Here is a 14,866-nt window from a genome sequence, read left to right as displayed (position 1 = left end):
GCTCTGCTTCAACATACGCAACACCGAGTGTCCGGTAATCGGACACTCGGTGGTGCGTGGAGTGAAGCAGAGCAAAGGGCACGGCAGAGATATCCGGTGCCGCCCGCCCCGAGGTGGGCAGGGCAGGCGACGGCCCGGGGAGAGAACTAGTGGGCGCCGAGGTGCGCCAGGAGGTCCTGACGGGTGAGGACGCCCCGGGGCTTCCCGTCGACGAGGACCAGTGCGGCGTCGGACTTCTCCAGCAGCCCGACGGCCTCGCTCACCGGCTGGCCACCACCGATCATCGGCAGCGGGTCGCCCATGTGCCGCTCGATCGTGTCGTGCAGGTGGGCCTGACCGGTGAACAGCGCGTCGAGCAGGTCCCGCTCGGCGATGGAGCCCGCGACCTCACCGGTCACCACCGGCGGCTCGGCCTTGAGCACCGGCAGCTGCGAGACGCCGTACTCGCGCATGTAGTCGATCGCGTCGCGGACCGTCTCGGTCGGGTGGACGTGCACCAGCTCGGGCAGGCCGCCCGGCTTGCTGGCCAGCGCGTCGGCCACCGTCGGCTCGGCGCCGGAGTTGTCGAGGAAGCCGTACCGGGCCATCCACGAGTCGTTGAAGATCTTCGAGAGGTAGCCCCGGCCGCCGTCCGGCAGCAGCACCACCACCACGTCGTCCGGCCCGGCCCGGCGGGCCACCTCCAGTGCAGCGACCACGGCCATCCCGCAGGAACCGCCGACCAGCAGCCCCTCCTCGCGGGCCAGCCGCCGGGTCATCTCGAAGGACGCCTTGTCGGAGACCTCGACGATCTCGTCGGCCACACCCCGGTCGTACGTCTCCGGCCAGAAGTCCTCGCCGACGCCCTCCACCAGGTACGGCCGGCCGGTGCCGCCGGAGTAGACCGAGCCCTCCGGGTCGGCCCCGATGACCTTCACCCGGCCGTCGGAGGCTTCCTTGAGGTACTGCCCGATGCCGGAGATGGTGCCGCCGGTGCCGACGCCCGCCACGAAGTGGGTGAGCCCGCCCTCGGTCTGCTTCCACAGCTCGGGGCCGGTGGTCTCGTAGTGCGAGCGCGGGTTGGCCGGGTTGCTGTACTGGTTGGGCTTCCAGGCGCCGGGGATCTCCCGGGTCAGCCGGTCGGAGACGTTGTAGTAGGAGCGCGGGTCCTCCGGGGCGACCGCGGTCGGGCAGACCACCACCTCGGCGCCGTACGCCCGCAGCACGTCCTGCTTGTCCTGGCTGACCTTGTCGGGGCAGACGAAGACACACTTGTAGCCCTTGAGCTGGGCCACCAGGGCCAGCCCGACGCCGGTGTTGCCGCTGGTCGGCTCGACGATGGTGCCGCCGGGCCTGAGCAGGCCCGCCGCTTCGGCGTCCTCCACCATCCGCAGCGCGATCCGGTCCTTCACCGAGCCACCCGGGTTGACGTACTCCACCTTGGCGAGCACGGTGGCCTGGATGCCCTCGGTGACGTTACGCAGACGTACCAGCGGGGTGTTGCCGATCATGTCGACGACGTTGTCGTAGAACTGCACGGTGTGCCCTTCGTCGCGGCACCGGCAACGGCGGCCGGGCAGAATTATCCTCGCCGCCCAGCGTACGTGCTGTCAGGGCACCAACCCGCCGGGGATGACCGAGCTGCGACGGGCCTCCCACTCCAGGAAACGCTCGGTCTCGGCGAGCACGCTGCCGGCCAGCCAGGTGACCATGACCGCGTCGTCGGCCAGCCCGAAGATCGCCAGCGGGATCTCCGGCAGCAGGTCGAAGGGCGAGACGATGTACGCCGTCGCCGCGGTCATCAGGGCCAGTCGGAGGCCGCCGTCGTACTCGCCCTTGGTGGTGGCGCGGATCATCCGGGGCAGCGCTGCCAACCGGGTCCCCAGCGAGGGTCCGCCGCGCGCCCCCGCCGTCAGTGCCCGGGCCAGGGCCGCGAACGCCGCGCTGCGCTTCAGTGTCTTACCCATGGTTGCGCTCCTCTCCGCCGGATCAGCGTGGCGGGTCGGCGCAAGTATGGCCGGCCTCCACCGGACAGATACCCCGTCGCGTCGGGTTCCAGGCATCCGCCAGCCGTGACGACGACAGCGGCGTGTCGGGCCGGCGCGATAATGTCGCTGTATGGGGGTGGCTGGTTCTGTCGTGCCCGTTGGTCCGCGCTGGCGACACGCCTGGCGGATCGCTCGCCTGGCGGCCATCGGCACGGGCGCCACCGCGGCGGCCGTGATGGCGACCGGCGGGGTGCTGCTCGGCCAGGCCCGGCAGGCCCGGCGCACCATTCCGATGGCCGAGGCGCCCCCGCCGCGCTGCGACGGGATGTACGGCGCGAAGTTCCCCGGCCCCGCGCTCACGGTGGTCGTGCTCGGTGACTCGTCGGCGGCCGGTTACGGCGTGCACCGCCGCCGCGAGACGCCCGGCGCGCTGCTCGCCACCGGCCTGTCCCGCCGGCTGCACCGTCCGGTTCTGTTGCGCCGTTTCGCGGTGGTCGGGGCCATCTCGTCGGCGCTTCGGCACCAGGTGGAGGCGGCGCTGGAGTGTGAGCCCGACATCGCGGTGATCCTGATCGGCGGCAACGACATCACCAACCGCACCCCGCGCGGGCTGGCCGTGCGATACCTCATCGAGGCGGTCCAGACTCTGCGGGACGCGGGTTGCGAGGTGGTCGTCGGCACCTGCCCCGACCTGGGTGCGATCCGGCCGATCCAACCACCGCTGCGGTGGCTGGCACACCGGTGGAGCCGCCAGCTCGCCGCCGCCCAGACGGTCGCGGTGGTCGAGGCGGGCGGCTGGACGGTGTCCCTGGGCGACCTGCTCGGTCCACGGTTCGCCGCCGAGCCGCACCGGATGTTCGCCTGGGACCGGTTCCACCCCTCCGCCGAGGGGTACGCGGTCGCCGCCGCAGCCCTGCTGCCGACGATGCTCTCCGCGCTCGGCACGGGGCAGGAACGACGGGCCACCACGGCACGGGGTGAGGGCGTACGGTCGCTGCCTAAGGCCGCGCAGGAGGCGGCCCGGCACGCCGGCACCGAGGTCAGTGGCGTCCAGGTCCGGGGCCGCGACCGAGGGCCGGCCGGCCGGTGGGCGCAACTGCGCCGCCGGGCGTTCTTCGGTGTCAACGCGGTGCCGCAGCACGGCGCCGCACCGGACACGTCGACAGTGGAGGGACTGGCATGAACCAGCGCAGCGAGCGGCACGTGACCGCCGGCCTTCCCGGCCGACTGGGTCGGGCGGCGGCGCTGTCGCTGCTCGCCGGCACGGTGGGCAGCGCGGCCGTCCTCGCCGGTGAGGCGTTCGTCGCGCGCCACCGGCGGTACGCCCAGCCGGAGTTGGGTCTGGCGCTGCGCGCCACGGTCGGCCGGGCCGGCGCGACGCCGCTGCGGCTGGTGCTGCTCGGCGACTCGTCGGCGCTGGGTGTGGGCGTCGACCGGCTCGACGACACCATCGGCGGGCAGTTGGCCAACCTGCTCGCCGAGGGCCCGGCCGGCCGTCGGGTGCACCTGTCCAGCGTCGGCGTCTCCGGCTCCCGCTCGACCGATCTGGCGACCCAGGTGGCCCGGGCCCTGCTGGGCGAGCGACCCGACGTGGCGCTGATCCTGATCGGCGCGAACGACGCCACCGGGATGCGCCGGCCCGCCGACGCGTCGGCGTACCTCGCGGCGGCGGTGCACCGGCTGCGGGAGGCCCGCGTCGAGGTGGTGGTGGGCACCTGCCCCGACCTCGGCGCCGTACGCGCCATCGCGCCCCCGCTGCGGCAGCTGGTGGGCTGGTCCGGCCGGAGGATGGCACGCGCACAGACCGCGGCAGTGCTGGAGGCCGGCGGCTCGGTGGTCGATCTCGCCACCGAGACCGGGCCGGTGTTCCGGGCCGACGCGGGGACGCTCTGCCACGACGGCTTCCACCCCTCCGCCGACGGCTACCGGGTGTGGGCGCACGCCCTGCTGCCGGCGGTCGCGGCCGCCGCGGCGGTCGCCTCCCGACGCTAGATCAGACCCGCTCAGGGTGACATTTCCCGCCGTCTCTGCTTCTTCCGCGCCATGTTACCGCCGCGTTAACGTTGGGCCCATGCCGATTGAGTCGTCCCGCGACGCCGTCATCGTCGCTACCGCCCGCTCCCCCATTGGCCGGGCGTACAAGGGGTCCCTGCGCGATGTCCGCTCCGACGACCTCGCCGCGACCATCGTCCAGGCCGCCCTGGCCAAGATCCCCCAGCTCGACCCGACCACCATCGACGACCTCTACCTCGGGTGCGGCCTGCCCGGCGGTGAGCAGGGCTTCAACATGGCCCGCGTGGTGACCACCCTGCTCGGGCTCGACACCGTCCCCGGCGCCACGCTGACCCGCTACTGTGCCTCGTCACTACAGACCACCCGGATGGCCCTGCACGCGATCCGGGCCGGCGAGGGCGACGTGTTCGTCTCCGCCGGCGTCGAGATGGTTTCCCGGTTCGCCCGGGGCAACTCCGACGGTCTGCCGCCGGAGGCTCAGGCGCTGGTCGGCGGCGGCTGGGAGAATCCGCGGTTCGCCGCGGCCCACGACCGCTCGAAGCGCCGCGCGCAGGGCGGCGCCGACGTGTGGACCGACCCGCGCGAGTCCGGCGACCTGCCGGACATCTACCTGAGCATGGGCCAGACCGCCGAGAACCTGGCCCAGGTGCACGACGTCTCCCGCGCCGACATGGACGAGTTCGGCGTTCGCAGCCAGAACCTCGCCGAGAAGGCCATCGCCGACGGCTTCTGGGCCCGGGAGATCACCCCGGTCACCACGCCGGACGGCACCGTGGTCAGCACCGACGACGGTCCGCGCGCGGGCGTCACCCTGGACGCCGTGGCCGGGCTGAAGCCGGTGTTCCGCCCCGACGGTCGGATCACCGCCGGCAACTGCTGCCCGCTGAACGACGGCGCCGCCGCCGTGGTGGTGATGAGCGCCCAGCGGGCCGAGGAGTTGGGGCTGACCCCGCTGGCCCGGATCGTCTCGACCGGCGTCACCGCCCTGTCACCGGAGATCATGGGCCTCGGCCCGGTCGAGGCGTCCCGGCAGGCGCTGAAGCGGGCCGGCATGACGATCGACGACGTCGACCTGGTGGAGATCAACGAGGCGTTCGCCGCCCAGGTGATCCCCTCCTACCGGCAGTTGGGCATCCCGGAGGAGAAGCTGAACGTGATGGGCGGCGCGATCGCGGTCGGCCATCCGTTCGGCATGACCGGCGCCCGGATCACCGGCACCCTGCTCAACGCGCTGGAGTGGCACGACAAGACCATCGGCCTGGAGACGATGTGCGTCGGCGGCGGCCAGGGCATGGCCATGGTCCTCGAGCGGCTGAACTGAGCTGACGTCAGAGCGCCGCGCGGGTCGCCGTCACCTCGGCGGCGGCCCGCGCCAGCGCCTCGGCATCAGCCCCGGCGGCCAGCAGGTCCGCCGTCACCACCCGCAACTGGTCGGGCAGCGCCAGGTCGTTGACCAGCCGAGGGACCGTGCGGCGAGGTCCGCCCTCGGCGTCGGCGGCCAGGTTGGCGACCTCCTGCACGAGCCGGTGCATCAGGTCGGCGCGGGACATGTTCGCCGTCGTCGCTGCCGCCGCCCAGCGCGGCTGCTGCCAGTGCCCGACCTGACGGACCAGCAGTCGAACGGCCTCATCCAACTCCGCTGCGCTCATCGCCGCCGAGTCTACGGCCGGCGTCGGCCCCGACACCCCCGGCCGGTCACCGGCGCAGGTAGCTGAGCAGCCGCAGCAACTGCCAGTAGAGGAAGACCAGGCCGGTGACCAGGCCGAACGCGCTCAGCCACGCGTACCGGCGGGGTCGGCCGTCGCGCACCGAGCGCTCAACGAGATCGAAGTCGAGGATGAAGCTGAACGCGCCGGCGATGATCGCCACCACCGAGAAGGCGTACGCGAGCCAGCCGACCTCCCCGCTGACGCTGTACGTCGCCAGCCCCGGTCGCCCGGAGATCAGGTACGACACCAGGTTGACCACGCTGAGCACGGCGATGCCGAGCAGCGTGCCGATCACCAGGCGGGCCAGCCGGGGCGTCGCCCGGATCACCCGGGCCCGGTACAGCGCCGCCATGCCGAGGAAGACGCCGAAGGTGCCGGCCACCGCCTGCGCCACGATGCCCGGGTAGATCTGCTCGAAGGTCCGGCTGGCCACCCCCAGCAGCAGTCCTTGCAACAGCGCGTAGCCGGCGATCGGCACCGGGTTGGTGATCCCCCGCAGCGAGATGACCAGGACCAGCGCGATCGAGGCCAGAGCGCTGCCGGCCAGCGCGGCGCCCAGCCAGGCCGCCTCCGGCACCACCACCCAGGACACCGCCGCGGCCACTCCGGTGAGCAGGAGCAACCCGACGGTACGGACCACCACGTCGTCGACGGTCATCGGCTCGACATCCCGGGAGCCGAGCACCCGGCTCTCGAACCGGCCGGTCTCGTCCAGCCGGTTGAGCACCGGATTGTTGCTGCGCACCGTCGCCTCCCTCACCCGCGTACCCCTCGCAGTCACTCTGCCCCGGGCGGCCCGGCGGCGACGGCGAAACGGCGCGGACGACGGCGCCCGCCCTCACGGAAGCGGGGGCGGGCGCCGGTCGACAGAGCGGACGAGGTCAGTCGTCGCCCTGGAAGTAGCTCAGCAGACGCAGGATCTCGATGTAGAGCCAGACCAGGCTGACCAGGATGCCGAACGCGGCCACCCAGGAGTAGCGCTGGGGAAGGCCCATCCGGACGCCGTCCTCGACCTCCTTGAAGCTGAGCACGAAGCTCAGCGACGCGACCACGATGCAGACCAGGCTGAAGCCGATGGCCAGCGGGCTGCCGTCGCGCAGGCCGGTGTTGACGCCGAACAGCGACAGCACCAGGTTGATCATCATGACGGCGAAGAGGCCGACCATCGCCGCGATCATGCCCTTGACGAAGGCCGGGGTGGCCCGGATGACCTTCGCCTTGTAGAGCATCGCCATCAGGAAGAAGATGCCGAAGCTGGCGACGGCGGCCTGGAGCACGATGCCGTCGTAGCGCGTCTCGAACGCCTTGCTGACCATGCCGACGAAGACACCTTCGACGACCGCGTACGCGATGACCAGTGCCGGGTTGGCCATCCGGGAGAACGAGATGATCAAGCCAAGGGCCAGGCCGACCACTGCCGCGCCGATCCAGGCGACCCCGACCAGCGAGTCGGGCACGAGCACCCAGGCGGCCGCGGCGGTGATGCCGAGGATGCCGAGGAGAGCGACCGTCTTGACGACCACGTCGTCAACGGTCATGGGTGCCACGGCGGGCGGTGCGACCGGGTAACCGGCCTGGGACGGGTACTGCTGGGGAATGCCGGGCTGTCCGTACGGCCCGGTCGGTGCGTACCCGGCGGAGCGCTCCCGCTCGGCCGCCTGGCCGAGCCGGGCGAGCACCGGGTTCGAGGTCTTCACTTTCTGGCCTCCCTCAGGGGGTCGTTTGCACGTGAACGTGCCCTCCAAGAGTAAACGGCCCAGCCAAGTCCTGGTGATCACGAATGAGAATGTGTGCGAGCCGACCGGTGCCCGGGGCGGGGGTCGAACCCGCACGCCTTGCGGCAGCCGCTTTTAAGGCGGCCGTGTCTGCCTTTCCACCACCCGGGCGGGTGGCACCGGCGCGCCGACACGCGCGGGTGCAGTGTCACCGTAGCCGGTCGTCGGCAACCCGGCGTACCCCGACGGGCAGGCCACATTAGGGTCGATGCCGTGAGCAGCGCAGCCCCCACGGCCCCCGACGCCGCCCCTGACCAGGCGTTGCGCCTCGTCGATCAGGTCGACCGCCGAACCCGGGCCGTCCGGCTGCTGGCCGCCGTGCGCCGCCACCGGGCTGACCTGCTGGTCGCGCTGATCTGGGTGGTGCTGGCCGGCTGGTTGACCCACGGGCTGTGGCCCGACCCGGGCGGGCGGACGCTAGCGCTCAACCCCGAGGACCAGGCCCTCTACGAGTGGTTCCTGGCGGTCGACGCGAGGGCGCTGCTCGGCGACTTCAGCCTGCTCACCGACCGGCTCAACGCCCCCGACGGTGTCAACCTGATGGCCAACACCACGGTCATCGCGCTCGGCATCGTCTGCGCGCCGCTCACCCTCCTGTTCGGTGCGCCGGTCACCTTCGCGCTGCTCGCCGCCGCCAACCTGGCCGGCACCGCCCTCGCCTGGTACCTGCTGTTCCACCGGACGCTGCGCGCCCGCCGGCTGGCCGCCGCGCTCGGCGGCGGGCTCTGCGGCTTCGGCCCGGGCATGGTCTCGCAGACCAACAGTCACCTGCACATGACCGCCCAGTGGCTGGTGCCGGTGATCGTCTGGCTGGTGGTCCGGCTGCTGCGGGCCGCCGATCCAGGCCCCACGCCGGCCGGCTCCGTGGCTGCCCTGCCCACCGGGCCGGACCGGCGACGGATGGTCAGCTCAGCCGCCGGGCTGGCCGCGGCGGTCACCGCGCAGGTCTTCATCGGCGAGGAGGTGCTCTTCCTCGCCGCCGTCACCCTGCTGGTGATGGCGATCGGCTACGCCGTGGCGGACCGGGACCTGGCCCGACGGGCTCTGCCCGGCTTCGCCGGCGGACTGGCGATCGCCGCCGGCCTGGCGCTGATGGTGCTCGGATACCCGCTGTGGTTCCAGTTCGCCGGGCCGCAGGGCGTCGCCGACGGCATGTTCAGCCCGGCCTACTTCTCGGCCGACCTGAGCAGCTGGTGGGCGATCTCCCCGCTGTCGGTCGCCGGCAGCGACCAGGCGTCCCGGCTGACGACCGGCCCCGCCGAGTACAACACGTTCCTCGGTTGGCCGCTGCTGCTGGTCACCGCGGTCTGCGCGATCTGGGCCGGCCGACGCCGGCTGGTGTTCAGCTGCGTGGTCGCCGCGCTGGTGATGGGCGCGCTCTCGCTCGGCCCGGAGGTGGTGCTCGGCGGCACCCGCACCGCGCTGCCCGGGCCGTACGCCCTGCTGGCCGGGCTGCCGGTGGTGGACGGCGCGCTGCCGATGCGGTTCGCCCTGGCGCTGCTCCCGATCATCGCGACACTGCTGGTGCTGGCGGTCGACCGGGCCCTGCGTACCACCGGACGCGCGCGACGGCTGGTGCCGCTGGCGGTCGTCGCGGCGCTGCTGCCGATCTTTCCGACTCCGCTGCCGACCGCCGAGCGGCCCGAGGTTCCCGAGTTCATCACCGGCGGGCACTGGCGGCAGTGCGTACGCCCCGGCGGGGTGCTCGTCCCGGTGCCGCTGCCCACGCCCAAGGAGCCCTGGCCGATGCGCTGGGCAACCGCCGCCGACGCGGGATTCGGCCTGCCCGAGGGCTTCTTCATCGGCCCGTACGGGCGGGGCGGCACCGCGGCCATGGGCACCTTCAAGCAGCCCACCTCCGCCCTGCTGGCCGACGTCGCCCGGCGCGGCGACCAACCGGCCATCGGCGACGAGCAGCGCCGGCAGGCCGCCCGCGACGCGGAGTTCTGGGGTGCCTCCTGCGTGGCGCTGACCGACGACGCCCCCCACGCCGAGAGCCTCCGCGCAACCCTGGAGCAGCTCTACGGCCCGGCAACCCGCATCGCCGACGCCTGGACCTGGCGGGTCTGACCACGCCGACCCGCCCGACCACGCCGACCCGCCCGCCGATCTTGCACTTGCTGCCCGGACAATACGTGCCAAAAGACGCGTATCGGCGTCCGGAAGTGCAAGATCGGCGAGGGTGGGTGACGGGGTTAGACCCGCGGGGCGCCGACGGGCTGGGACGCCTCGACGAACTCCTCGCGCGGATCGTGCAGCTGACCCAGGGCGACGACCTCACGCTTGAGGAAGAACGCCAACGACCAGTCCACCACGACCCGGACCTTGCGGTTGAACGACGGGATACGGCTCATGTGGTACGTACGGTGCATGAACCACGCCGGCCAGCCGGTCATTTTGATGCCGTACACCTGGGCGACGCCCTTGTGCAGGCCGAGGCTGGCGACGCTGCCCGCGTGCTTGTGCTTGTAGTCGACCGGCTCTCGGCCCCGGACCACCGCCGCGATGTTGTCGGCCATCCGGGCGGCCTGACGCACCGCGTGCTGCGCGCTCGGCGAGCAGAAGTTGCCCGGCTCCTTCGTCAGGTCGGGAACGGCGGCGCAGTCGCCGGCGCTCCACGCACCTTCGACCACCCGATCGCCGTCGACGACCTGGAGGGTCGGCAGGCAGGTGACCCGCCGCCGCTCGTCGCGCGGGAAGTCGGTCGCGTCCAGCATCGGCGACGGCTTCACGCCAGCCGTCCAGACGATCGTGTCGGACCGGAAGCTGTCACCGTCGGAGAGCTTGACCACCCCGTCGACGCAGGACTCCAGGCGAGTGTCCAGCCGGATGTCCATGTTCCGCTTGAGGAGCTGCTGCACCGTGTAGGCGCCCATGTCCCGGTCCACCTCGGGCAGCACCCGCTGGGTGGCCTCGACGAGCACCCAGCGCATGTCCTCCGGCTTCAGCTCCGGGTAGTAGCGCAGGGCGTCGCGGGCCATGTCCTCCATCTCGGCGAGCGCCTCGATGCCGGCGTACCCACCACCGACGAACGTGAAGGTCAGCGCCGAGCGGCGAACGTCCGGGTCCGGGGTGACAGCCGCCACGTCCAGCCGGTCCAGCACGTGGTTGCGGAGGTAGATCGCCTCACCGATCGTCTTGAACCCGATGCCCTCTTCGTGCAGGCCCGGAATCGGCAACGTACGGGACACCGAACCCGGCGCCACGATCACGTGGTCGTACGCGATCTCCCGGGCCGGGCCGGCGATCGGCTGCACGGAGGCCACCTTGCGGTCGTGCTCGATACGGGTGACCGTGCCCGCCACCACCGTGCATCGGCGCAACTCCCGACGCAGCGGCACCACCGCATGGCGTGGGGAGATGTTGCCCGCCGCCGCCTCGGGCAGGAACGGCTGATAGGTCATGTGGGGCTGAGGGTCCACCACAATGACCTCAGCCTCACGGGAGCTGAGCTTCTTCGACAGTCGCAGGGCGGCATAAAGACCAACATGCCCGGCACCCACCACAAGGATCCGCTTCGGATTCACGCCATCTATCTTTCCCCGGCCGGCTCAGGTAATCCCGCTCGCGCCCCCCATCTGTGACGGAGCACAACCCGTGTGACCTGGGTAACCCAGCCGCCCCACCGGTCTACTTGCGCCGCAGCAACCAACCCAGCAGCCCGACCAGACCCACCGCCACCAGCAGCCCCAGCACCGTCACCCACTGGTAGCCGACCTCACCACTCAGGCCCGCCACCTGCAACAGCAGCACCGCCAACACGGACGTACCCAGCAGCACCGCCGCCGCCCGCAGCAACCACCGGCTGATCAGGTCCGGATCCACCACCCCGTCGTACGGCAGCAACGCCGCCAACGCGCAGAGCGAGTGCGACAGATACAGCAACGCGGCGACGGCCAGCAGCCGCCACAGCGCCACCGGCCGGCCGTACCCGTCGGTGGCGAGCAGCCAACCACCTACCGTGACCAGGGCCACGAAGGTCGGCCACGGCCGGCGCGGGCCCACCGCCGGCAGCAGCGCGGCCACCGCCAGGAACAGCAACGGCCGACCGGGCAACACCTCGGCGGGAAACGCCAGCGCGAACCCGGCCAACACGGTGACGAAGATCCCCGCCCGGACCAGGAGCGGAACGGCGCTGACCCGGGCCACGGCGTTCTGCGCCGCCCGGACCCGCCCAGTGACCGCGTCGATCATCTGCACCCACCCTGCTCACTCCTCGCGCTCACCGGGCCACAATTCGTTCGCGGCTGCGGGGCTCGCAAACCCGGCTCACTCCTCGCGCTCACCGGACCGCCCTGGGCTCGCGACTGCGGGGCTCGCAAAACCGGCTCACTCCTCGCGCTCACCGGGAACCGACCCTTGGGGCCGTTGCCAGCCGCGCCACATCCCGCAACACCTGGTCCAGGCTGCCGGCGCCGGCCCAGCGCACGACGGGCACGCCGTGCTCCCGAAGCTGCCCGATCATGGTGTCCCGATCCAGCCGCCACAGCCGGTACGCCACCTCGGCCCAGCCCCGGTCCTTCGGCGGCGCCAGGTCCGTCGGCAGCGTGTCGACCGCCACCACGAACCGCCCGGAGCGGGCCAGCCGGGCCAGCATCTGCGCCGACCGCTCGTCGAGCAGCGGGGTGAGGACCACCACCAACGCGTCCGAGGAGAGCATCTGCGGGCCGAAGACCTGGTCGTACGGCTCGTGCTGGGAGGCCTCGGCCCGTACGTCGAGCAGCCACTCCAGGACGGTCAGGTACTGCCGGCGGCCGGCGGCCGGGCGCAGCCGCCGAGCACCCGGCCCGTACTCCAACAGCGAGACCCGGTCACCGCGGTGCAGGTAGTGCTCGGCGATCGCGGCGGTCGCCCGCACGGTGGTGTCCAGCACCGAGGCGGCACCGCCCACCCCGCCGGAGCGCCCAGCCTCGGCGAGTACGTCGAGCAGCACCACCACCTCGGCGTCCCGGTCGGACAGGGTCGCCGCCACGTGCAACTGTCGGGCGCGCAGCGAAACCCGCCAGTCGATGCGGCGCAGCCGGTCGCCCGGGGCGAAGATCCGCACGCCGGCCAACTCGCCGCCCTCACCGGGCCGGCGGGAGTGGTGCGCGCCGACCAGGCCGGCGGCACGGGGCATCGCCTCCACCGCCTCGAACGGCTCGGTACGCGGGTAGACCCGCACCGCCTCCGGCTCGACGATCACCGACCGGGAGACCAGCAGACCACCGGCCGCGGCGACCCGGGCACCGGCCGGGCCGACCGGGTGTCGGCCCCAGCGCAGAGCCCGGCCGGCCAGTTCCAGATCCACCACGGCGGCCACGGGCACCGAGGTCACGAACGGCCGGTCGGCGGCGGAACGACCCGTGCCGTCCGCCGGCTCGCCGGTGGGTGCCGCACCCGGAGGAGCAGCACCGTCTGCGGGTTCGGCACCGGCGAAGCCCGCCCGTGTGATCCGCAGCCACGGAGAGACCCGGGACCGGACCACCACCAGGTCGTAGCCAACCGTGTCGGGGTTGCCGACGCTGACCGTCGCCGCTACCGCACCGCCCTCCACCAGCGGCCCGTCGTCACCAGCGGTGACCCAGACCTGCGGCAGCGCGGTGGGCCGGCGACGCAGCGCGTACGCGGTGCCCAGCGCGAACGGGGCGGCCAGCACGACGAGGTCGATGCGCCCCAGCAGCACCCCCGCCACCAGCAACAGGCCGGCGAGCAGCACCGCGCGGGCGAGCGCGGGGGTGGGGGCCCAGCCGGCGGTCGAGTCCGGCTCGGTAGATCGCGGCACGGGCGCGGTCGGTCCGGTCATCAGCGTCGGAGCCCACCGGCGGCGTAGCTGGGCAGGGCGCCACTGGCCGGGGCGGGCGTCGCCTCCAACACCTCACCGACCACAAAGGCCGGGTCGACCCGGCGCAGCCACATCTCCGGGCGCAGGGTGATCCGGTGGGCGAGCGCGGGCGCCGCCACCTCCTTGACGTCCTCCGGCACCACGTAGTCCCGACCACCGAACACCGCGCGGACCCGGGCCAGCAGCAGCAGCGCCAGCGAGCCGCGCGGCGAGGCGCCGACCAGCACCGACGGGTGTTCCCGGGTGGCCGCGGTGAGGGACACGATGTAGCGGCCGATGGAGTCCTCCACCACCACGTCCTCCAGAGCGGCCTGCATCGCCCGCAGGGTGGCCGCGTCGACCACCGGCTTGATGTCCGCCTCCTCACGGCGACGGCCCATCCGGCGGCGCAGCACCTCCCACTCCTCCTCGTGCTCCGGGTAGCCGAACGAGACCCGCAGCAGGAACCGGTCCAGTTGCGCCTCGGGCAGCGGGTACGTGCCCTCGTACTCGATGGGGTTGGCGGTGGCCAGCACGTGGAACGGCTCGTCCAGCTTGTACGTGACGCCCTCCACGGAGACCTGCTTCTCCTGCATGGCCTCCAGCAACGCGGACTGGGTCTTCGGTGGCGTCCGGTTGATCTCGTCGGCGAGGAGCAGGTTGGTGAAGACCGGCCCCGCCCGGAAGGCGAAGTCACCGCTGCGCTGGTCATAGAGGAACGAGCCGGTGACGTCGGCGGGGAGCAGATCCGGGGTGAACTGGAGCCGGCGGAAATCCAACCCCAACGCCTGGGCGAAGGACCGCGCGGTGAGCGTCTTGCCCAGGCCCGGCAGGTCCTCCAGGAGCACGTGCCCACCGGCCAGGATGCCGGCGAGGACCAACTCCAACGCGTCCCGTTTGCCGACCACGACGGTGCCGACCGCGTCCAGGACCGCCCGGGCCAGGCGGCCAACCTCGGCGGCGGGCATGCTCCGGTCCACGTCGTTCATCAGATCTTCTCCAGTTCGGCGACGATCACCGCGAGATCGCGCGGCGACGGGGGGCGTCGGGGCGGGCTTTCCAGGAACGTCCACAGCCGGTCACCCAGCAGGGCACGAGCGCGGGCTGGGTCCGATTCACGGGTCACGGCGTGCTTCAGGCGCAGCCGCTCGTCGGCCAGCTCCGCGAGCCGAGGCAGGATCACCCCGCTGAAGCGTTCGGGCCGTGTCGTGGACCAGTCCAGCGGCAGTTCCCAGCCGTTGATGGCGGCGCGCAGCGCGTCCCGCGCGCCCCAGTTCCAGGCGCCGTCGTCGTAGCGGATGGTCGGAGGCCGGGACCTGCCCGCCGCCGGCGGTGCCACGGCGGCGGCGACCCGGCGCACCGCGAACACCGCGAACACCCCGGCGACCAGGATCACCAGCGAGACCTTCAGGCCGACCGCGCGGAGGCCGACGATCAGCACGACGACCACCGCCGCGTTGCCGGCCAGGGCACGCAGCACCCGCCCGGCCCGGCTGCCCCCGTTCCGGTCGTCGCGCCTCGCCGGCTCCTCCTCGAAGGTGAGCAGGTCGTCGATGCTGGCGCTGCCACTCACAGTGACACCTTCATTCGCGACTGCGT

Annotated in this window: 14 protein-coding genes and 1 tRNA gene; 4 read left to right on the top strand and 11 right to left on the bottom strand. The window is 72.5% G+C overall.

The features are described from left to right. Window positions 1-146: 146 nt before the first annotated feature. Window positions 147-1,517 carry a cystathionine beta-synthase gene (locus ABZ780_RS08640; protein WP_357008921.1) on the bottom strand — a complete coding sequence of 457 codons (1,371 nt, stop codon included), beginning with the start codon at window positions 1,515-1,517 and terminating at the stop codon, window positions 147-149. Between the two features lie 72 nt (window positions 1,518-1,589). Further along, window positions 1,590-1,946: a YkvA family protein gene (locus tag ABZ780_RS08635; protein ID WP_357008924.1), complete on the bottom strand. Its 357-nt coding sequence runs from the start codon at window positions 1,944-1,946 to the stop codon at window positions 1,590-1,592. Window positions 1,947-2,097: 151 nt separating this feature from the next. On the opposite strand from ABZ780_RS08635, the gene ABZ780_RS08630 reads away from it, so the two are divergent. From ABZ780_RS08630 to ABZ780_RS08620, 3 genes are all read left to right on the top strand, one after another. Further along, window positions 2,098-3,150, top strand: coding sequence for an SGNH/GDSL hydrolase family protein (locus ABZ780_RS08630; protein WP_357008926.1), 1,053 nt, complete (start codon window positions 2,098-2,100; stop codon window positions 3,148-3,150). After that, window positions 3,147-3,959, top strand: a complete 813-nt coding sequence (locus ABZ780_RS08625) for an SGNH/GDSL hydrolase family protein (protein ID WP_357008929.1) — start codon at window positions 3,147-3,149, stop codon at window positions 3,957-3,959. Before ABZ780_RS08630 ends, ABZ780_RS08625 begins: the two co-directional genes overlap by 4 nt. Window positions 3,960-4,038: 79 nt before the next feature. Further along, entirely contained in the window at window positions 4,039-5,301 is a 1,263-nt protein-coding gene (locus tag ABZ780_RS08620) for an acetyl-CoA C-acetyltransferase (protein WP_357008932.1), read from the top strand. Window positions 5,302-5,308: 7 nt separating this feature from the next. On the opposite strand, the gene ABZ780_RS08615 is transcribed toward ABZ780_RS08620, so the two are convergent. The 4 genes from ABZ780_RS08615 to ABZ780_RS08600 form a co-directional block, all read right to left on the bottom strand. Next, window positions 5,309-5,629, bottom strand: a complete 321-nt coding sequence (locus ABZ780_RS08615; protein WP_357485278.1) for a hypothetical protein — start codon at window positions 5,627-5,629, stop codon at window positions 5,309-5,311. A 46-nt stretch (window positions 5,630-5,675) separates the two neighbouring features. Then, complete coding sequence (locus ABZ780_RS08610; RefSeq protein WP_357008938.1) at window positions 5,676-6,434, bottom strand: Bax inhibitor-1/YccA family protein; 759 nt, start codon at window positions 6,432-6,434, stop codon at window positions 5,676-5,678. Between the two features lie 136 nt (window positions 6,435-6,570). After that, window positions 6,571-7,386, bottom strand: a complete 816-nt coding sequence (locus tag ABZ780_RS08605; RefSeq protein WP_357008941.1) for a Bax inhibitor-1/YccA family protein — start codon at window positions 7,384-7,386, stop codon at window positions 6,571-6,573. A 108-nt stretch (window positions 7,387-7,494) separates the two neighbouring features. Then, window positions 7,495-7,575: transfer RNA gene (locus ABZ780_RS08600), tRNA-Leu, on the bottom strand. A 102-nt stretch (window positions 7,576-7,677) separates the two neighbouring features. On the opposite strand from ABZ780_RS08600, the gene ABZ780_RS08595 reads away from it, so the two are divergent. After that, window positions 7,678-9,534 (top strand): hypothetical protein, encoded by a 1,857-nt coding sequence (locus ABZ780_RS08595; protein ID WP_357485276.1) that lies wholly within the window; start codon window positions 7,678-7,680, stop codon window positions 9,532-9,534. Window positions 9,535-9,659: 125 nt separating this feature from the next. Here the strand turns inward: ABZ780_RS08595 and ABZ780_RS08590 are convergent, their stop codons facing one another. The 5 genes from ABZ780_RS08590 to ABZ780_RS08570 form a co-directional block, all read right to left on the bottom strand. Beyond that, window positions 9,660-10,991: an NAD(P)/FAD-dependent oxidoreductase gene (locus ABZ780_RS08590; protein WP_357008947.1), complete on the bottom strand. Its 1,332-nt coding sequence runs from the start codon at window positions 10,989-10,991 to the stop codon at window positions 9,660-9,662. Between the two features lie 103 nt (window positions 10,992-11,094). Further along, window positions 11,095-11,658 carry a hypothetical protein gene (locus tag ABZ780_RS08585; protein ID WP_357008949.1) on the bottom strand — a complete coding sequence of 188 codons (564 nt, stop codon included), beginning with the start codon at window positions 11,656-11,658 and terminating at the stop codon, window positions 11,095-11,097. 148 nt (window positions 11,659-11,806) lie between these two features. Further along, window positions 11,807-13,249: a DUF58 domain-containing protein gene (locus tag ABZ780_RS08580; RefSeq protein WP_357485273.1), complete on the bottom strand. Its 1,443-nt coding sequence runs from the start codon at window positions 13,247-13,249 to the stop codon at window positions 11,807-11,809. Then, on the bottom strand, window positions 13,249-14,256 hold the full coding sequence (locus ABZ780_RS08575) for a MoxR family ATPase (protein ID WP_357008955.1): 1,008 nt from the start codon (window positions 14,254-14,256) through the stop codon (window positions 13,249-13,251). The genes ABZ780_RS08580 and ABZ780_RS08575 overlap by 1 nt, the downstream gene beginning before the upstream one ends. Then, window positions 14,256-14,840, bottom strand: a complete 585-nt coding sequence (locus ABZ780_RS08570; RefSeq protein WP_357008958.1) for a hypothetical protein — start codon at window positions 14,838-14,840, stop codon at window positions 14,256-14,258. The genes ABZ780_RS08575 and ABZ780_RS08570 overlap by 1 nt, the downstream gene beginning before the upstream one ends. Window positions 14,841-14,866 lie beyond the last annotated feature (26 nt).

Origin of the sequence: Micromonospora sp. NPDC047467 (assembly GCF_040643095.1) — a bacterium.
Classification (GTDB): Bacteria; Actinomycetota; Actinomycetes; order Mycobacteriales; family Micromonosporaceae; genus Micromonospora.
This window is presented reverse-complemented; position numbering and strand designations above follow the sequence as displayed.

Coding starts and splice junctions, on each gene's coding strand:
- ABZ780_RS08635 (WP_357008924.1), bottom strand. CDS start 1,946: ATGGGTAAGACACTGAAGCGCAGCGCGGCGTTCGCGGCCCTGGCCCGG.
- ABZ780_RS08630 (WP_357008926.1), top strand. CDS start 2,098: ATGGGGGTGGCTGGTTCTGTCGTGCCCGTTGGTCCGCGCTGGCGACAC.
- ABZ780_RS08625 (WP_357008929.1), top strand. CDS start 3,147: ATGAACCAGCGCAGCGAGCGGCACGTGACCGCCGGCCTTCCCGGCCGA.
- ABZ780_RS08620 (WP_357008932.1), top strand. CDS start 4,039: ATGCCGATTGAGTCGTCCCGCGACGCCGTCATCGTCGCTACCGCCCGC.
- ABZ780_RS08615 (WP_357485278.1), bottom strand. CDS start 5,629: ATGAGCGCAGCGGAGTTGGATGAGGCCGTTCGACTGCTGGTCCGTCAG.
- ABZ780_RS08585 (WP_357008949.1), bottom strand. CDS start 11,658: ATGATCGACGCGGTCACTGGGCGGGTCCGGGCGGCGCAGAACGCCGTG.
- ABZ780_RS08580 (WP_357485273.1), bottom strand. CDS start 13,249: ATGACCGGACCGACCGCGCCCGTGCCGCGATCTACCGAGCCGGACTCG.
- ABZ780_RS08575 (WP_357008955.1), bottom strand. CDS start 14,256: ATGAACGACGTGGACCGGAGCATGCCCGCCGCCGAGGTTGGCCGCCTG.